The organism is Streptomonospora salina (assembly GCF_014204715.1).
Lineage (GTDB): Bacteria > Actinomycetota > Actinomycetes > Streptosporangiales > Streptosporangiaceae > Streptomonospora > Streptomonospora salina.
In genome coordinates, this window is sequence record NZ_JACHLY010000001.1 from 3,449,489 (window position 1) to 3,467,973 (window position 18,485).

The window sequence follows — 18,485 nt, forward strand, 5'->3', positions numbered from 1 at the left end:
CACACGCGGTTCGACCGCCGCGGCGGGCCCGGCGCCGGCGCGTAACCCGCGCTCGGGTGGGGCGGCGGGTACTGGCCGCCGGGCGGTCCCGGCGGCGCTCCCCACGGCGGCTGATTGGGGGGATCAGGGTAGGACATCGAACCTCCGCAGCGACGCACGTAATCCGCTTCGAAGGTACCAATGCGCAAACGTCCCATTGCAGATGATGGGTGCGGTTACGGGTCAGTGCGCGGTTGCGGGGGACGCGAAGTCCACGCCGCTGAACGCGGCGAGCTTCGCCAGCCGGTGTTCGCTGCGCACCTGGCGCACGGTCCCCGTCCGACCCCGCATGACCAGGGAGTCGGTGAGCGCACCCCCGGCCTCGTAGCGCACGCCGCCGACGAGCTCCCCGTCGGTGATGCCGGTGGCGGCGAAGAACACGTCTTCCGCGGAGACCAGGTCGTCGGTGCTCAGCACCTGCTGCGGATCGAGCCCGGCAGCGCGCGCACGCGCGCGCTCGGCGTCGTCGGTTGGCCACAACCGGCCTTGGATCACGCCGCCGAGGCACTTCATCGCGCAGGCCGCGATGATGCCTTCGGGGGTGCCGCCGATTCCCAGGAGCAGGTCGACGCCGGTGTCGGCGCGCGCCGCCATGATCGCCCCGGCCACGTCGCCGTCGGTGATGAACCTGATCCGGGCGCCGGCGCCGCGCACCTCGCGCACGATGTCCTGGTGGCGGGGCCGGTCGAGGATGACGACCGTCACGTCCTGAGGCGTGATTCCCTTGGCGCGCGCCACGGCGCGCACGTTGTCGGCGATGGGAGCGTCGATGTCGACGGCGTCCGCCGCATCGGGGCCGGTGGCCAGCTTCTCCATGTAGAACACGGCCGAAGGGTCGAACATCGAGTTGCGCGGGGCCACCGCCAGTACGGAGACGGCGTTGGGCATGCCCATCGCGGTCAGGCGCGTGCCGTCGATGGGGTCGACCGCCACGTCGCACTCGGGGCCGGCGCCGTCGCCGACGGACTCGCCGTTGTACAGCATGGGGGCGTCGTCCTTCTCGCCCTCACCGATCACCACGGTGCCGGTCATCGACACGGTGCTGATCATGTGCCGCATCCCGCGCACCGCGACGCCGTCGGCGCCGTTCTTGTCGCCGCGGCCGACCCAGCGGGCGGCGGCGAGGGCTGCGGACTCGGTGACCCGGGCCAGCTCCAGCGCCAGGTTTCGGTCGGGGGCACCCGGGGACTCCGGCGGGGTGGTGGGAACGCTCATCGCTCAACCCTTCCAAGCCGGCGCTGCGTGCCGGGCGGGACGTGGTCGGTGGTTTGGGGCAAGCGTAATCACTTGTCGTAATCTCGACCTAGGCGGGCCGACGGCACGCCGCCGCGGAAAGGAACGGTACGTCGACGTTGACTGTGGACAAAGCGCCCAAACCCGTACGGACCTCGCAGCGGGGTGCGGCTACGCGCAGCGCGCTGCTCGACGCCGCCGCGCACGTGTTCCGCACCGTGGGCTTCGCGCGGGCCGGAGTCAGCGAGGTCGTCGAATACGCGGGAGCCAGCGTCGGCAGCCTCTACCACCACTTCACCGGCAAGGCCGACCTGTACACCGCGCTGTACGAGGAGTTCCAGCAGCGCCAGCAGGAGCGCACCCACCAGGCGGTGACCCGCGCCCGAACCCGGGGCGAGACCGATCCCACACGGCTGATGTACATCGCCGCGCGCGCCTACCTCGACGGCGCGATCGACGAGCGCGACACCACCGTGCTGTTCTTCTCCGGCGACGGCCCGCCCGGATTCGAGTCCAAGCTGCGCGACCGCCTGCGGGAGTGGACCGACCGGAACGTGGCGCTGTTCCGCAAGGCCGACGAGCCGGTGGACGAGGCGCTGCTCATGGTGGTCAGCGGCGCGATGCTGGTCGCCGTCAACGAGGTCGTGCGCCGCGACGACGCCGACGCCCGGCGCCTGGCCGACGACATCACCTCGCTGCTGTCGCGCCTGGAGCCGCGCGAACGCCGGTAGCCGCAGGGGCCGTCGCCCGGCGCGCCCGCCGCCGACCGGGGCCGGGCAGGCGCGCCGGGCGAGGCGGTGCCGGGCGGCACCGCCGCCGCGGGAATCAGTTCGCGGTCTCGGCCCGCAGGTCGCGGCGCAGCTCCTTGGGCAGCGAGAACGTGAGGCTCTCCTGCGCGGTCTCGACCTCGTGCACGTCCTCGTAACCCGAGCGCGCGAGGCGGTCCAGCAGGTCCTGGACCAGCAGGTCGGGGACCGAGGCGCCGCTGGTGACGCCGACCGTCTCGACGCCCTCCAGCCAGGACTCGTCCATCAGGTCGGCGGTGTCGATGAGGTGGGAGCTGGTCGCACCGGCGTCCAGGGCGACCTCGACGAGCCGCACCGAGTTGGAGGAGTTGTCCGAGCCGACGACGATCACCAGGTCGCACTGGGCCGCCATCTCCTTGACGGCGTCCTGCCGGTTGGAGGTGGCGTAGCAGATGTCGTCGCTGGGCGGGTCGAGCAGATTGGGGAAGCGCTCACGCAGCGCCTCGACGGTGGCGTTGGTCTCGTCGACCGACAGCGTGGTCTGCGACAGCCACGAGACGTTGTCGGGGTTGCGGACCTCGACCTTGTCCACCTCGTCGGGGCTGTCGACGACCTGGATGTGCTCGGGCGCCTCCCCGCTGGTGCCTTCGACCTCCTCGTGGCCGGTGTGGCCGATGAGGATGATGTCGCGGTCCTCGTCCGCGAACCGCTTCGCCTCCTTGTGGACCTTGGTCACCAGAGGGCAGGTGGCGTCGATGGTCTTCAGCTCGCGCCGCTGGGCCTCCTCGTGGACCTGCGGCGAGACGCCGTGGGCGGAGAACACCACGATGGCCTCTTCGGGGACCTCGGTGGTGTCTTCGACGAAGATCGCGCCGCGCTTCTCCAGCGAGCTGACGACGTGGGTGTTGTGCACGATCTGCTTGCGCACGTAGACGGGAGCGCCGTACTGCTCCAGGGCCTTCTCGACCGTGATGACGGCGCGGTCCACGCCGGCGCAGTAGCCGCGGGGCTTGGCGAGCAGGACTCGGCGGCGGTTCGTCGCAGTCATGCTCCCCATCCTAAGGGCCGCTTTCCGCGGCGGGTTCTGGGAAGGGGAGCGGGGCGGGCCGTACCGCCCGCAGGCGACCCGCGGTGCGGGGGCCGGGACCCGGCGCCGCCTGAGGTGACCCGGCGATAACGGTCGGCGCTCGTTTGCGTCGCGACGGGGCGAAAGCATTCACATCGGGCGCACTTCCGGCGACGCTTGCTCCCCTATTCTTGACTCATCGGTGAACGAACAGGCCGCTCCGGCGGTGTCAGATCGCGCGGGACGGGACAGACGTGCGTGTGCTACGTGTACCGTCCGAGCCGAGTCCGCGGGGCCGCGCGCAGCCCCGTCCTATGACGAGAGCATCAGGAGCCCCCAGTCCCATGTCGAATCCGTCCATCGCCAGCAAGTTGATGTCCATGGTCAAGGGCATCTTCGGACAGAAGGAAGATGCGGCCGAGCCGAGCCCGGCGTCCGCCCCCGCTGAGAAGAAGGCGCAGACGGGAACGGCCGAGAGCACCACCGCCGCGGCCAACGGCACGGCGACCGCCGCGCCGGCCGAGGAGGAGGCCCCCGCCGAGAAGCCGGTGTCCGCCCCCGCCGGCGGGACCGAGGAGAAGGCCGCGCACAGCGCCGAGACCGGGGCCTCCGCCCCGGACGCTTCCACCGGGGAGACCTCCGGCGAGGGCTCCCATGCCGTCACTCCCGAGGAGCGCGCCGCCGTCGCCGACGAGCTCGCCACCGCCGAGGCCACCACCCAGGAGGCCGACGACTCCGTCCTGGAGGGCGTCCGCCGCCAGGCCGCCCCTGCGGCCGACGACCTGCCGGTGCCCGGCTACGACGACCTCACCCTCCCCTCCATCCGCGCCCGCCTGCGCAAGCTCACCATCGACCAGGTGCGCGAGCTGCGCGCCTACGAGGTCGCCCACGGCGAGCGCCCGGAGTTCATCAAGATGTACGACAACCGCATCGCCAAGCTGCAGAGCGAGGACCAGGAGTAGCCGAACCCCGGCCGTACGCCGCCCGGGCCTGCCATGGCGACGGCGGTCGCCGGCCGCCGGGGCGGGGCCGGTGCCCGACCGGTGCACACCCGCATCCGCGGTAGGGCCACAATTTCGTTTCCCGACATCCGGAACCGGGCGGTGCCGTCCTGCCGCCGCGGCCGCCGCTCCGGCACCGCAGCGGTCCGCGCCGGGGGCGGCCGGTGCGCCGGGCCGGGAGCTCCGCGGCTGCTGTCTCCGGACCGTCGGCCGAGCGTTTTCCCGGCGCCCAGCGCCGCGCTCGGCTCAGGTAACCGCCGATCCGGTCGCCGAACCCCCGATCTTCACGGGGCCGCGGAACGCGGGGCCCTGCACGGCGTAGCTGCCGGAGCCGCGGTATTCGCAGGCCTCGGCGAGCAGATTCTGCAGCTCCTCGGCCAGACCGGGATCCTCTTCGAGACGCCGGCGCAGCCGCTCCCGCCACAGCGCCTGGGCTCCGGCGCGCACCGCCGGCAGACCGGTGCCGGACGCCGCCGCGATGTCGCCGCTGGACCGTTCCAGATCAGCGAGGGCGCGCATTTCGCCGTCGTGGTCCCCGCGTCCCAGCAGCGGTGCCAACCGGTCGCGCAGCGCGGTCCATCCGTCGGCGGTCATGGCCTCGACCAGGGCGGTAGAGGCCGAGGCGGCCAATGCGGCGATCTGCTCGTGCACTCACGACTCCTCGGTTCCGGGCGGTTCCTGACCGCACCCTAGGCGACCTTCTGCAGAGCCGGAAAGCCCGCGCAGACGGGGGAACGGCTCCTCCTGAGGGCCGTGGGGCGGGCCCGCCGCCGCGCACCCGACGGGGCCGGTGACTAAACCCCGCACGCTGGCCGCACCCGGCCACCGATCGGCCGCCACCCTGCCGCCCGCGGCCCCGCGTCCGTCCCGGCGCCGGAGCGCGGAGCCCTGAACCGCAGGCCGCTGACCGGCAGCGCGCCGTGCCCGAGGACGTGTTCTGTCGGCGGGCTGCTCTAGGCTCGCAGCCATGGGTATGGAGAGCTCGGCCGAGTCCCCGCAGCCCGTTCGCGTCGTGATGCAGGCGGTCGGCGGCTGGATCGGGCGGTTGGGCAAGATCTGGGTCGAGGGACAGGTCGCCGAGATGAGCCGCCGGGGCGGCACGGTATTCATGACCCTGCGCGATCCCGTGTCCAACGTTTCGGCGCGCGTGGTGTGCCCGGTGCGGGTGCTGGAGGCGGTCGCTCCGGTCCCCGAGGCCGGTGCCCGGCTCGTCGTGCACGCCAGACCCGACTTCTACGTCGCCCGCGGCACGTTCTCGCTGCTCGCGCTGGAGATCCGGCACGTCGGGATCGGCGAGCTGCTGGCGCGGCTGGAGCGCCTGCGGGCGACCCTGGCTTCCGAAGGCCTGTTCGCCGACAACCGCAAGCGCCCGCTGCCGTTCCTGCCGGGCACGGTCGGGCTGGTGTGCGGTCGCGAGTCGGCCGCCGAGCGCGACGTCCTGGAGAACGGCCGCCGCCGGTGGCCCGCCGTGCGCTTCGAGGTGCGCGAAGTCGCCGTCCAGGGCGACCGCGCCGTCGGCGAGGTTCTGGAGGCGCTCACGGAGCTCGACGACGACCCCGAGGTCGAGGTCGTCGTCGTCGCACGCGGCGGCGGATCCTTGGAGGACCTGCTGCCCTTCTCCGACGAAGCGCTGGTGCGCGCCGTGGCCGCCACCCGCACCCCCGTGGTCAGCGCGATCGGCCACGAGCAGGACAGCCCGCTGCTCGACCTGGTCGCCGACCTGCGTGCCTCCACGCCCACCGACGCCGCCAAGAAGACGATTCCCGATGTCGGCGAGCAGCTCCAGTTCGTCCGGCAGCTGCGCGACCGCGGCAGGCGCGTGCTGACGGGCGGCATCGAGCGGGAGCGGTCGTGGCTGGCCGGCATGCGGTCGCGGCCCGTACTGGCCAGCCCGCTGCGGGAGATGGACCGGCTGACCGAGCAGGTGAACGGGCTGCGCGACCGTGCGCGGCGGTGCATGAGCGCGGCGCTGGACCGATCCGGCGACGACCTCTCCCACACCCGCGCCCGCCTGCACGCGCTTTCGCCCGCCACCACGCTGGCGCGCGGCTACGCGATCGTGCAGCGGTCGGACGGATCCGTGGTGCGCTCGGCCGACGACGTCGAGCGCGGCGATCCGTTGCGGGTCCGCTTCGCCGAGGACAGCATCACCGCGACCGTCGACGGGACCGATCCCGGCGGCGGCGACAGCGACAGCGACGAGTAGGAGGGGGAAGCGCAGTGGCCGCCGAGAAGAGCACCGGCACGGACAGCGCCGGCCAGGGCGCCGGCGACGGCGCGGGACAGGAGGCCGCGGACGCCGCCGGAACCGGCGCCGGGACCGAGGGCGCCGCCCCCGAGATGAGCTACGAGGAGGCGCGCGACGAACTCGATTCCGTCGTGCGCAAGCTCGAAGCCGGCGGTTTGACGCTGAAGGAGTCGCTGGCGCTGTGGGAGCGCGGCGAGAGCCTCGCCGCCACCTGCGAACGGTGGCTCGAAGGTGCCCGCGCCAAGCTCGCCGTGGCGATGGAGGAGCGCGGCCGGGGCGGGGATTCCGACGAGGACGCCCCGTTCTGACCCGACCCGCGCTGGTCGTGTAGCTACCGAGAGTGAAAGCGATTTCCCGTGACGGTGGCTACGCGATCAGCGGGGGCGGCGGCCGTTGACCTGGTCGCTGAACTCGCGGATGTTGCTGGGCAGGCCGCGGAAGACGGCGATCACCAGGACCAGTGCGGTGCCCAGGAAGAGTGACGGCGCGACGTCGGCGAGCCGGGTGGCCATGCCGATGGCGACCGCCCGGGAGAAGCCCTCCTCGCCCAGTGTCACTGCGATCTCGGCGATGAGCGCGGCGACGAAGTAGGCCAGCGGCGGGCTCACGGTCAGCGACAGCAGGTCGGTGGGCCGCACCAGCAATGCCGCCACCACGCAGGCGGCGGTGAACGCGATCCCGCTGACCAGGGGCGAACCGGCCAGATGGCCGATCAGGGCGAAGGCCAGGCTGACGGCGGTGATCAGCAGGATGCCGCCGCGCCCGGTGAGGCGGATGCCGCCGACCGGTCCTCCGGCCGGGGCGCCGCCCGCGGGGCTCGCGGGTTCGGTGCGGGGGGTGGCGCGGTGGGGCGTCCGCGGTCCGGCGGACGGCGCCGTGTCCGTGCGCTGCGGTTTGCGCGTCACCATATCGGCACGCTCCCTTGTGTTGCCCACGGTGTTCAGTATGTCACTCCCGGTGAAGAGTGTGTCTCCTCTCTCCACGCCGTGTCCCCACTGCGGTGCCCGCCGGATTCCGCGGCGGAGCCGCCGTCCGGACCGTCGGCCCCCGCGTCGTTCTCCGTCGCGGGGCCGCCGGACACGGGCGCCGCCGCGAACGGCGCTCCGTACAGCTCGGTGCGGGGATCGGCGGCGGGGGGCTCGGCGGTCGCATCCGGTCCGGAGCCTTCCCCGCGCGCGGTGTCCGCATCCGCGAGTTCCGCCGAGGCGAGCGGTCGCGCCTGTTCCTCGACTCCGCCGGGGCGCCCGAGGTCGCCCTCGACCAGCCCCAGCTCCTCGAACCTGCGCGCCGTCACCAGCACGCGGCTCTCCAGCGACCCCACCGTCTGGTTGTACGCCGTGACGGTACGCGAGAGCGCCTTGCCCAGCCCCTCCATGTGGCCGCCGAGTGTCGACAGCCGCGAGTACAGCTGCTTGCCCAGGTCGAAGACCGCCCGGGCGTTCTCGCTGAGGGCTTCCTGCTGCCAGGCGTACTGCGCGGTGCGCAGCAGCGAGACCAGTGTGGTGGGGGTGGCGATGTGCACCTTGCGGCCCATCGCGTGCTCCAGCAGCTGCGGGTCGTACTCCAGCGCCGGCGCCAGGAACGCCTCGCCGGGCACGAACAGCACGACGAACTCCGGCGCGGGCGTGAACGCCGCCCAGTAGGACTTGGCGGCGAGCTGGTCGACGTGGGAGCGCAGCTGCTTGCTGTGGGCGCGCAGGCGATCGGCGCGCGTGTCGGCGTCGTCGGTCTCGACGGCTTCCAGGTAGGCGGACAGCGACACCTTGGAGTCGACGACGATGTTCTTGCCGCCGGCGAGCCGCACCACCATGTCCGGCCGCAACCGCCCGTTGTCGGTATCCGCCCCGGCCTGCTCCTCGAAGTCGCAGTAGGAGCTCATTCCCGCCAGCTCGGCCACGCGCCGCAGCTGCAGCTCGCCCCACCGGCCGCGGGCCTCGGGCCGCCGCAGCGCGCTCACCAGCGACTGGGTCTGGTCGCGCAGCCGCTCCGACCCCTGGCGGACCTGGTCGACCTGCTGGGCCAGCTCCGCGTGCGCGGCCCGCCGCCCCGCGTCGACCTCGCGCAGCTGGGTCTCGACCCGGCCGAGGGTGTCCTTGAGCGGTGTCACGAGCTGTTCGACGGCCGCGCGGCGCTCCTCCATGTCCTTGCCGGTCTCGGCGCCGACGGCGCGCAGCCGCCCTTCGGCCATTTCCATGAACCGGCGGTTGGTCTCGTCCAGGGCCTCGGCCGACAGCGACCGGAAGCGCTCGCCGAGCCGGTCCTCGATGTAGGCGGCGCGCTCGTCGGCGGCGCTAGCCTGCGCCCGCGCCTCGGCGAGGCGGCTGCGCGCCAGCATCCACCCCAGTGCCGTGCCGATCGCGAGTCCCACCAGAAGCACCAGGATCAAGTCAAGACCGTCCATAGCCGCCCATCGTCTCAACCCGCCCGGCCCCGCAACCGCGCGCCACGCGCGGGCAAGAGAAGGCAAAAGACGTGCCGGGCGGCTGGCGCGCACCGTCGGCGGCCCCCGCGGGGGTGTCAGAGCCGCGGCGCGGGCCGGCCCAGGGCGCGGTACCAGTCGCGGACGGTGTCCCAGACCCGGTCGGGCACCGGCTCGGGCGCGAACAGCCACATCCGCTGGGCGGGGTCGGGCCCGCGGCCGGCGATGACCGCGCGCAGCGGGTAGGGGGGCTCGCCGCACAGGTGGTACCAGCAGTAGCCGAAGGGCTCCAGCAGCGCCATCAGCCGCTCTTCGGCGCCGTGCTCGGGGTGCACCTCGCAGAAGATCCACGGGCGGAAGCGCCGCAGCACCTCGAAGGCGCCGGAGACGACGTCGGGCTCGGTGCCCGCGGTGTCGATCTTGACGATCGCGGGGGCCGCGCAGGCGCGCTCGCGCCAGTGGGAGAGGGTCTCCACGCCGACGACGACCCGCCCGAGCTGGGATCCCGCGTCGGGGAGCAGCATGTTGGCGGTGTCGGCGACCGGGGACATCCGCAGCGCCGCCGTTCCGCTGTGGTTGCTCAGCGCGAGCCGGACGACCTCGACGTCGAGCCCGTTGTCGCGGGCGATGGCCTCGGCGGTGTCGGCGATGCGGGGCGCCGGTTCGAAGGCGTAGACGCGGCGGCGGCTGCGGGCGGCGGCGAGCGCGGCGTAGAGGCCGATGTTGGCGCCGACGTCGAGCACGGCTCCGGGGCGGGCGTGCTCCAGCGCAGCGAGGTAGCAGGCCAGCGTCTCGGGTTCGTAGGAGGCCAGGCCCCCGTAGTGCAGGCGCCGCGGCACCCGGTAGTAGCCGGGGGCGGTGACGGTCACCGAGGAGCGGCCGGTTTCGGCCCTGCCGGTGCGGCGCGGCAGCGGAAGCTCGAACCGGCGCTGCCACGGCGGGACGTGTTCCGGGTTCAGCCCGCCCAGGCGCTGGGGCAGCCGGATCCGGATCTGGCGGGTCGCGTAATGCACCGCCGGGTATCGGTGCACGAAGGCGCGCATCTGGCCGTGTACCACGAACGGTCCCCCCACTCTGTGCCTCGCATGCTGCGGCGGCCCGTACGCACCCGTCCCCCCGACGGCGCGTCCGGATGCCTCCGCCGTCCCCGCCCGTCGAACCGGATCCCCTCCCGGGCCGGGCGGCCCCGTGGGGGCGCCCTCGTGCATACGTGACCGGTTCAACATGAAACTACTCCGAAACGGGGCAGCTCGCAGGGCGTTTCATCCGAAGATGGCATGCGTGTCCCAGAAAAGTCCGCGTCTGCGCCCGACGGTGAGTCCGCCCCTCGTGACGGCCTAGACTCGGTACCCGTGAGTCTGTCAATTGGGATCGTCGGCCTGCCGAACGTCGGCAAGTCCACACTGTTCAACGCACTGACCAAAAACGAAGCTCTGTCGGCGAACTACCCGTTCGCCACCATCGAGCCCAACGTCGGGGTCGTGGGGGTGCCCGACTCCCGGCTCGGCACCCTGGCCGAGATGTTCGCCTCGGCCAAGACCATCCCGGCGACGGTCGACTTCGTGGACATCGCCGGCATCGTCCGCGGCGCCTCCGAAGGCGAGGGGCTGGGCAACCAGTTCCTGGCGAACATCCGCGAGAGCGATGCGATCTGCCAGGTCATCCGTGTCTTCAATGACGACGATGTCACCCACGTCGAGGGCGACATCCAGCCGTCGCGCGACATCGACACCATCAACACCGAGCTGATCCTCGCCGATCTGCAGACTCTGGAGAAGGCGGTCCCGCGGCTCGAAAAGGACGCGAAGCGCAACGCCAAGGACAAGACCGCCCAGGAGACGCTGGCCGCCGCACAGGAGGCCCGCAAGGTTCTGGAGGAAGGCGTCGGGCTTTCGGCCGGCGCCGCGCCGGCGGGCGTCGACGTGTCCCTGCTGCGTGAGCTGAACCTGCTCACGGTCAAGCCGTTCATCTACGTGTTCAACCTCGACACCGACGAGCTGGGCGACGACGCCCTGCGCGCCAAGCTCTCGGAGCTGGTGGCCCCGGCCGAGGCGATCTTCCTCGACGCCAAGATCGAGGCGGAGCTGGCCGAGCTCGACGAGGAGGAAGCGGCCGAGCTGCTGGAGTCGATGGACCAGACCGAATCCGGGCTGGCCAAGCTGGCCCGCGTCGGATTCTCCACCCTCGGCCTGCAGACCTATCTCACCGCCGGGCCCAAGGAGGCCCGCGCCTGGACGATCCGCAAGAGGGCCACGGCCCCCGAGGCGGCCGGCGCCATCCACTCCGACTTCCAGCGCGGCTTCATCAAGGCCGAGATCGTCTCCTACGACGACCTGATGGCGGCCGGCTCCATGCAGGCGGCCCGATCGGCGGGCAAGGTCCGCATGGAGGGCAAGGAGTACGTGATGGCCGACGGCGACGTGGTGGAGTTCCGGTTCAACGTGTAGTCGCGTTCCGGTTCGACCTCGAGCATGAGCTGCGGGTCTGGCTGTCTCTCCGACAGAGATTTCCCCGTGCGGCTACGTGATGGGGTTCCGCTTCAGCGTGTGAGGTCGGAGTACGACCCGCGTTCCCGGGCGGGCCGTACTCCCGTGTCGCACTTCTACGTCGTGGGCGGCTCGCGGCGGTCGGCGAACCATTGCGCGGACAGCGCGGACAGCAGGGAGCGACGGCCCGCCCGAGCGGGCGGATCCGCGGATGCTCCACCGGTGTCGGTAGCGGGCCTTCAGCATGTCCAGGAGACCCCGGGGCGGGTCGGCGGTGTCCTCGCGCGCGTCGGTCATCAGCCGTCCGCCGTGCAGTGCGGCTGCATGGGCCTGACCCGAGCTTCAGCGCGGCGACCGCCGCCGCGCACGGATTGACCGTCGTCACCCGCACCATCGCCGACGTCGCCCCGACCGGTGTGGCGATCGTCGACCCGTGGCAATCGTGGGCGGCTGCCGCTCGGGTGCTGTAGGCGCCTGTTTCGGACAGCTTGTTACGACGTTCACGCCGTGTCCGGTTGTCCGACCGGTTTTACACGTTGGGTAGTGATTCCAGTTCAGACGTTTTCGGTCGCTTTGATGCGAACCGATTAGGAAACTCCGGGTGAAAGGCGACACATGCCCGGCCGCCCGTACCGTGCCCGTCCCGCTCGCCCGCCGGCGGGCGGTCTCCCTTCTGCGGTATGGATTCGCAGGTGAAAGCCCGTCCAGAGTTCCCGTGGCGCCCCTTTCCCGAGACACCGCCGACACAGAAACCTTCCTGTAGAGCGATAGCTTCCTTTCCGGCCGGACCGCAATCGGTGCGTTGACCGTGCCTGATTCAGGGGCTTTGCTGGTATCGCCCGGTGTGTACTGAACGCTCCCTTGCTCCTGAGGCATGCCGGTAGGTACACCGTGCGGGTCAGACACGAAACACGGAGAGGTAGACGCGGCCGAGATGCGTAACAATGGCGCACCATAGGTGTGGGATAGACAGGGCACCGGGAATCCGGCCGGTGGACCGCGTCCACGAGGGGATGGGGAGGCGTAGATGGCTCGCAAGCCGACCGCGCGGCGCGGCGGCGGACCCGTCGAGGATCCCGCCGAGGCGGGCGGCCCCGACGAGTTCGGCGACTCCCCGCGGCGCAGTCGCCGCCCCCGCGCCGGCGCCGGCGGGCGCTGGTGGATCGGGGTCGGACGCGCGGTGCTGTGGGCGTTCATCATCGTCGTGATCTTCAACGGCGTCTGGATGCCGCTGCGCGGCGGACTGGCCGAACCCGCGACCGACGACGAATCCGACGCCCAGCAGGAGCCCGACTTCCCCGAGACGGCCGCCTCCGGCTTCGCCGCGCGCTTCGCCGGCGTCTACCTCGACGCCGACGGCCTGGAGGACGAGGAGCGCGCCGACGCCCTGGCCGCCTTCGTCCCCGAAGGCCGGGCCGCCTCCTTCGCCGCCGAGGGCCAGTCGGTCAGCGGCGACGGCATCGGCGTCGTCGGGGTGGACGTCCGCGACGAGGAGAACGCCGTCGTCACGCTCAGCGCCGACGTCGACGGCGCCCCGATGAGTCTGGACGTGCCGATCTACGCCGCCGGCCCCGACAGCTTCGTCGTCTCGGGTCCGCCCGCCCTGCTGGCCGCTCCCGGCCGGGCCGAGCTGCCCGCCCCCGAGACCGCCGACACCGACGCAGCGGCGCGTGACGAACTGCTTCCGCGGCTGGAGCGCTTCTTCGGCGCCTACGCCGAAGACCCCGACTACCTGTCCGACTTCGTCGAGCCCGGCGCGCGCATCGACCGGCTGCCTCCCGACACGCTCGAATTCGTCGAACTTGTGGACATCGTCGTGCCCGCATCCGGTTCGGGGGACAATGATGGGCGGCAGGTCACGGCCGAGGTCGTATGGACCCCGGCCGGGGCCGGAGAGGACGCTTCCAGCGAACTCACCCAGAGTTACGAACTCACCGTCGTCAAGGACGGAGAGAGCTGGTATGTGCGAGAGATCCATGGAGCCCCGCAGTCGTTCGGCGAATAGCCGCAGCGACACCCCGCAGGGCCGCGATGCCGAGGAGACGAGCAACCATGCAACCCAGATGTGAGACGCGAGGGGACGGCGACTGACATGCACCCCCTGCTTACGGGTCTCACCCCCGCGGTCGCCGACGCCGCGGGCCCCATCGCCCTCGCCGCGACCGAGAACGCCCCGGACACCTCCGGGCTCGCCGACTTCCTGCGCGGGTTCTTCGGCCCCCTGTTCCTGGTCATCGTCTCCGTCGTCGCCATCTTCTTCCTGTTCACCAGGGAGATCACCCGATTCGCTCAATTCATCATTCTGGCGATCTTCATCGGGATCGTGTTCTACGTGCCGGGGATCATCGAGGTGACCGCGCGGGCAATCGCCCAAGCGATGGGCGTGTCGACCGAGTAGGAGGCCACAGACGTGGACCTGCCCACGTACACCAACATCTGGCGGATCGAGAAGAAGCTCTACAAGCTGTATGACTTCCGGCTTCCCCAGCCGGTCTCGGTCGTCTTCATCGGTGTCGTCGTGGGCGTGGCCTTCGTCTGGGTGATGCTGCTGCGCCTGGTCGGCGTCCCGCTTGAGATGCCGCTGCACGTCGTCTACATCGTTCCCCCTTTCGTCATCGCCTTCCTGGCCACCCGTCCCGTCATCGAAGGCAAGCGGCTCAGCGAGCTCATCTCCTCCCAGACCCGCTACCTCGCCGAGCCCCGGACGTTCACGCGGCTGCGCCCTGAGCGCGAATCCGGCCGAGCCGCGGTCATCGTGCGCGTCTGGCACCGCGATCCCCGGGCCGGACCGCTGCCCGAGGCCGCCGTACCGGCACCCGCACGCGGGCGCGCCCGCTCGGGTGAGGGCGAGCCGGAACCGGCCGTGGAGGAAGAGCAGCAGCCGGTCCGGGCGGCCGCAGCGCCGCACCGCACGGCCGATCAGGCGCCTCCGCTCGCCGATGCGCTGCCGTTCGCGTCGCCGCTGGACGAGCCCGCGCCGGCGGAGCGGGAGCACACCGCCGACCCGCTGGGGGAGGGCGAGGAGCCGGTGCCGGCGGCCGCGCCGTCCGGCCGCGGGCCCGCGGATCCCGCGAGCGGGTCCGGGCCCGAGCTTGAGCACGAACCCGAACCGGACGCTGTTCCGGAACCGGGCGCGGGCACGTCCGGGCATATCCCCGAGTTCGCGCGCCCCGCCACCGGGCCCGAGCCTGCGGCTGCCGCCGAGCCGGTCGCCGAGCCGGTCGCCGAGCCGGTCGCCGAGCCGGTCGCCGAGCCGGTCGCCGAGCCGGTCGCCGAGCCGGTCGCCGAGGAGGCGCCGGCCGACGGGCACGCCGTTGCCGCCGCTTCGTCGGCCGCCGAATCCGCACCGCCCGACCTGCGGCGGGAATGGGAGTACGACCGCGAGACCGCCCAGTCGGCACCCGAGCGCGGTCTGGGCGTGCGGATCCTGAACTACTTCGGGTTCGCCCTCCACAAGGCGCCCCCGGCCGGTGCCGATCCCGACACCCGGAACCGCGGCCCCGCTCCGGGCACCCGCGGCCCCGTGACCGGGCCGATCCCCGGTGCGGCCCGTACCCCCGCCGAACTCGCCGAGCGCTTGGCCGCGGCCGAGAGCCCGGCACTGAGCGAGGACGAGCACTCCCGCGCGGCAGCCGACGCCGAGCGCGCGGCCGCCGGGGCCGAACCGCCCGCGGCCGTCGACCGCCCCGCCGCGGGCGACGCCGCGGCCCGCCGGCCCACCGAGGAGATGATGGCGGCGCCGGTGCCCGCCGAGCCCGAGCCGGAGCGCGAGCACGCCGCAGCGTCCGAGCACGACGAATCGGCCGCACCCGCGCTCGGGCCGCAGCGCCGGCTGCGCGGGCGCGCCCAAGGAATGGAGGTCGCCCGCCGCCTGGAACACGCACGCTCCGACGAACGCGCCCCGGGGCAGGCCGCCCGGTCCGCCGCCTCCGCCCCCGCGGACCCGCCCGTCCGGACCGAGCCCGTCCGCGAACGCGCCCTCCCTCCCGAACCCGCCGAACCCGGACGCGGCGCGGGAGAGGCCGCGCCGACCGGCCGCCCCTCTCTGCGCGAGCGCCGCGCCCAGCGCCGCCCGCACGCCGCGCCGTGGGACCTGCCCGTCCCGCTGGACGGGGGCTCCGACGAGCACGCCGACGCCCCCGACCCGCAGCGGCGCGGAGAGGACACGGCGCCGGCAGCGGAGACCGCGGGGCCGGATTACGCGGACGCGCGGGATGGGCAGGACGCGCTGGGCGGATCCGCGGGTGCCCCGGCCGCGCGGGAGGCTTCGGGCAAGCCGTCCCTGCAGCTCGACCACGGGACCGACGAGCACAACAGCCTCTCCGGACTCGTGCGCGTGTCGGCGGCCTCCGCCGAGCGGGGGCGGACCGGTACCGGCACCGAGTCCGCCGGTGAGGGCATCCGTCCCGGGACCGGTACCGGCACCGAGCCCGCCCGCCCCGAAGCCGATGCCGACCGGGACGCCGCGAGTGGCGGCGACGAGCAGCGGCCTTCGGACGCCGACCAGGCGGACCAGGTCGACCAGGCGGCCCCGGCGGACCGGGAGGCTTCCGGAAAGCCGCCGCTGCAACTCGACCACGGCACGGACGCACACGAGAACCTGGCCCAGGTGGTACGGGCCTCTACCGCGGTGCCCGGTAGCGCAGACCGGTGGACCGGGAACGCCGCCCGGGGCGGGTGGGACGGCGCCGACGACGCCGCGCCCGGCCGCCGGCCGGACGAGGACGCGGAACCGGTCGCGGCCCCCGGATCCGCGGCGGAATCCGAGGCGGAATCCGCGCCGGAGGAGACCCGGGCGGCGGACCACGGCGTCCGCGAGGAGCCCGACGGGGAGCCCGCCGCGCCGGGCGGCGAGCGGCAGAACGGGCCGCCGCGCACCGCAGACGACCGGGACGATCACGCCGACCAGTTGGCGGTCCTGGACCGCTACCTCGGCCACACCGACACCCCGCCGCCGCCTCGCCCCCGCTTCCAGGAAGCCGGCGGCCCCGAGCCCCGCCGACCGGTGGCCTGGTTCACCGACACCCCGGAATCCCGCGGTACCGACCGCGAGGACGGAACGAACGCCGACGGCGAGCGCAGCGGCCGGCTCTCCGACGGCGGGGGCCACGGGCCCGCGCCCGCCGCCGAGCACCCGGCCGACGACGACCGGCCGGGTGCACCCCGGCAGGAGCGCACCGCCGAGAGCGCCGAGCCGGCCGCAGAGGACGGCGGCCGCGCCGCCGGCGGCCACCATGCCCTTCCGCCGCTGGCGGGCCCTCCGGTCGAAACCGGCGCCGCCCCGTCGCTGCGCGTCGCCGCCACCACCGGTGACAGCGACCGCCCCGACGGCATCGAACCGTCGGCCCCCGCCGAACCGTCCGCCCCCGCCCCCGCCACCGCTGACGGAGGGGACGCCCGGGATGCGGCGGACCAGCCGCCCCTTCCGCCGCTGGCCGGGCCTCCGGACGGAACCGACCGCAGAGCGCAGCCCGGAAGCGGAGCGGGCGCCGGCCGCAGCGCCGAACCCGACCGTGGTACCGACGTCGACCGTGCGGTCGACGGCACGGACCGCGCGGCGCCGGCTGCCATGACCGGCAAACCCTCGCTCGAACTCGACCACGGCACCGGTGAGCACGCCTCCTTCGGCCGCGTCGACACCCCGCACCGCCCGGCCCCGGCATCGGCCCCGGACACCCGCGCGGACGCGGCCGGACGGCCGCGCCCCAGCGGCGCGGAGCCCGACCAGGCCGCCCGCCGCGCGGACACCGCCGACCCCCCCGAGCCCGCCGCGGCCGCCCCAGTCGGCGACGACGCGGGCACCGGCGCCGACGCCGGTACCGATACCGCCGACGCCGGTCCCGATGCCGTCGGCGGCGACCGGCACGGCGACCGGTCGGACCGGCTCTCGCGCACCATCCGGTCCAGCCCCACCGGCGGCTCGCCCGCGATGTCCGCCGACACCGCCGACACCGACACCGGCGGCGCCGATGCGCCGTCCCCGGCGGTCGGCGACCGCCCCGTCCGCAACGCCCCATCCGCCGACATCGACGACGGCGTGTTCGCGCGGGTCGCCCACAACGCCCGCCGGCTCAGCCACCTGTTCGGCCAGACCCCGCCCGGTACCCCGCCGGTCCCCCGGACGGACGCCGACCCCGCGCCCGGCACCGCCGCCCAGCCCGACGGCGGCGGCTCCACCGGCAGCCGGAGCGACGACGAAGCCGACAAACCCGAACTGCAGCTCGACCACGGCACCGGCGAGCAGCAGCGGATGAGCGCGCCCTCCGACGGCGACCCCGCGGCCCAGGCCCCCTCGGCCGACTCCGACCGGTCGGCGTCCGGCGACCCCAGCGGCACCCGCGGCTGGCGCCGCCTGGCCCGCGTCGTCACCGGCGGTTCCCCGGCGGCAGCCAAGTCCGACCTGCCCGACGGCGACATCGGCCGGCTGCGCACTCCCCTGCCGGCCGCGCGCAATGTCGTCGTGCTCGGCTGCACCGGGGGAGCGGGCCAGACCGCCACCACCCTCATGCTCGGCCACACCCTCGCCGCTTACCGCGACGAGCGCGTCGCCGCCGTCGACGTCAACCCCGGCAGCGGCGGCCTGTCGCGGCGCATCCGCTCCGAGACCCCCGAGACGGTCACCTCGCTGCTGGCCAACGCCGACTCCGTGCACACCTACGCGGGCATGCGCCGCTACACCTCCCGCCTGCAGTCCACCGGCCTGGAGATCGTGGCCACCCTCGACGACCCGTACGTGCAGACCCTCGACGACCGCGACTACGCGGGCCTGGCGGGGCTGCTGGAACGGTTCTACGAGGTCACCGTGCTCGACCCCGCCGCCACCGGCGTCGCGCGGGCCCTGCCCGCCGCCGACGGCATGGTGCTGGTGGCGCCCGCCAGCGAGGACGCCGCGCGGGCCGTCGCCATGACATTCGAATGGCTCGACGGCCACGGATACGCCGCGCTGCGTTCCACCGCGGTGGTCGTCATCAACGGGGTGAGCAAACGCAGCCTCGCCGACGTCGACGCCGCGGAGCAGGTGGCGCGCGGCCGCTGCCGCGCCATCGTCCGGGTGCCGTGGGACGACCACCTGGCCGCGGGCAAGGTCGTCGACGTCGGCGCGCTGCGCTCCACCACGCGGCGCGCCCACGGCGCCCTCGGCGGGGTCCTGGTGCGCGGGCTGGAAGGCTCCGCGCCCCCCGGAGGGCCCCACCCGGGCGGCCCCCGGCGCCGAACGTCGGAGGCCCGCCGATGACCCGCGGCGGCGC

14 protein-coding genes are annotated in these 18,485 nt (G+C 73.6%); 8 read left to right on the forward strand and 6 right to left on the reverse strand.

All coding sequences use genetic code 11. The annotated features are described in order from the left end of the window. Positions 1 to 222 precede the first annotated feature (222 nt). A complete protein-coding gene (gene glpX / locus HNR25_RS15700) occupies positions 223 to 1,254 on the reverse strand; it encodes a class II fructose-bisphosphatase (protein WP_184636213.1) in 1,032 nt (343 codons plus the stop codon). Between the two features lie 143 nt (positions 1,255 to 1,397). On the opposite strand from glpX, the gene HNR25_RS15705 reads away from it, so the two are divergent. Further along, entirely contained in the window at positions 1,398 to 2,003 is a 606-nt protein-coding gene (locus HNR25_RS15705) for a TetR/AcrR family transcriptional regulator (protein ID WP_184639380.1), read from the forward strand. Between the two features lie 94 nt (positions 2,004 to 2,097). Here HNR25_RS15705 and HNR25_RS15710 read toward each other — a convergent pair whose 3' ends face one another. Next, positions 2,098 to 3,066 carry a 4-hydroxy-3-methylbut-2-enyl diphosphate reductase gene (locus HNR25_RS15710; RefSeq protein ID WP_184636215.1) on the reverse strand — a complete coding sequence of 323 codons (969 nt, stop codon included), beginning with the start codon at positions 3,064 to 3,066 and terminating at the stop codon, positions 2,098 to 2,100. 362 nt (positions 3,067 to 3,428) lie between these two features. On the opposite strand from HNR25_RS15710, the gene HNR25_RS15715 reads away from it, so the two are divergent. Continuing rightward, positions 3,429 to 4,046, forward strand: a complete 618-nt coding sequence (locus HNR25_RS15715; RefSeq protein WP_184636217.1) for a DUF8129 domain-containing protein — start codon at positions 3,429 to 3,431, stop codon at positions 4,044 to 4,046. Between the two features lie 285 nt (positions 4,047 to 4,331). Here the strand turns inward: HNR25_RS15715 and HNR25_RS15720 are convergent, their stop codons facing one another. Next, positions 4,332 to 4,736 carry a hypothetical protein gene (locus HNR25_RS15720; RefSeq protein WP_184636219.1) on the reverse strand — a complete coding sequence of 135 codons (405 nt, stop codon included), beginning with the start codon at positions 4,734 to 4,736 and terminating at the stop codon, positions 4,332 to 4,334. A gap of 316 nt (positions 4,737 to 5,052) precedes the next feature. On the opposite strand from HNR25_RS15720, the gene xseA reads away from it, so the two are divergent. Together xseA and HNR25_RS15730 are read left to right on the forward strand one after the other, a co-directional pair. Next, a complete protein-coding gene (gene xseA, locus HNR25_RS15725; RefSeq protein WP_184636221.1) occupies positions 5,053 to 6,291 on the forward strand; it encodes an exodeoxyribonuclease VII large subunit in 1,239 nt (412 codons plus the stop codon). Between the two features lie 134 nt (positions 6,292 to 6,425). After that, positions 6,426 to 6,641, forward strand: coding sequence for an exodeoxyribonuclease VII small subunit (locus HNR25_RS15730; protein ID WP_184639382.1), 216 nt, complete (start codon positions 6,426 to 6,428; stop codon positions 6,639 to 6,641). A 66-nt stretch (positions 6,642 to 6,707) separates the two neighbouring features. On the opposite strand, the gene HNR25_RS15735 is transcribed toward HNR25_RS15730, so the two are convergent. The 3 genes from HNR25_RS15735 to HNR25_RS15745 all read right to left on the reverse strand — a co-directional run bounded on the left by HNR25_RS15735 (position 6,708) and on the right by HNR25_RS15745 (position 9,810). Then, positions 6,708 to 7,241, reverse strand: a complete 534-nt coding sequence (locus HNR25_RS15735) for a DUF6542 domain-containing protein (protein ID WP_246463686.1) — start codon at positions 7,239 to 7,241, stop codon at positions 6,708 to 6,710. Positions 7,242 to 7,273: 32 nt separating this feature from the next. Next, positions 7,274 to 8,734 carry a DNA recombination protein RmuC gene (locus tag HNR25_RS15740; protein WP_184636223.1) on the reverse strand — a complete coding sequence of 487 codons (1,461 nt, stop codon included), beginning with the start codon at positions 8,732 to 8,734 and terminating at the stop codon, positions 7,274 to 7,276. A 116-nt stretch (positions 8,735 to 8,850) separates the two neighbouring features. After that, the gene (locus tag HNR25_RS15745; protein ID WP_184636224.1) at positions 8,851 to 9,810 is read right to left on the reverse strand and encodes an FkbM family methyltransferase; all 960 of its coding nucleotides are present in this window, start codon (positions 9,808 to 9,810) and stop codon (positions 8,851 to 8,853) included. A gap of 294 nt (positions 9,811 to 10,104) precedes the next feature. On the opposite strand from HNR25_RS15745, the gene ychF reads away from it, so the two are divergent. From ychF to HNR25_RS15770, 4 genes are all read left to right on the forward strand, one after another. After that, positions 10,105 to 11,199 (forward strand): redox-regulated ATPase YchF, encoded by a 1,095-nt coding sequence (gene ychF / locus HNR25_RS15750; protein WP_184636226.1) that lies wholly within the window; start codon positions 10,105 to 10,107, stop codon positions 11,197 to 11,199. Positions 11,200 to 12,265: 1,066 nt separating this feature from the next. Then, positions 12,266 to 13,243, forward strand: a complete 978-nt coding sequence (locus HNR25_RS15760) for a conjugal transfer protein (RefSeq protein WP_184636230.1) — start codon at positions 12,266 to 12,268, stop codon at positions 13,241 to 13,243. 87 nt (positions 13,244 to 13,330) lie between these two features. Beyond that, positions 13,331 to 13,636: a hypothetical protein gene (locus HNR25_RS15765; protein WP_184636232.1), complete on the forward strand. Its 306-nt coding sequence runs from the start codon at positions 13,331 to 13,333 to the stop codon at positions 13,634 to 13,636. A 12-nt stretch (positions 13,637 to 13,648) separates the two neighbouring features. Further along, positions 13,649 to 18,472 (forward strand): conjugal transfer protein, encoded by a 4,824-nt coding sequence (locus HNR25_RS15770; RefSeq protein ID WP_184636234.1) that lies wholly within the window; start codon positions 13,649 to 13,651, stop codon positions 18,470 to 18,472. The last annotated feature ends 13 nt before the right edge of the window (positions 18,473 to 18,485 follow it).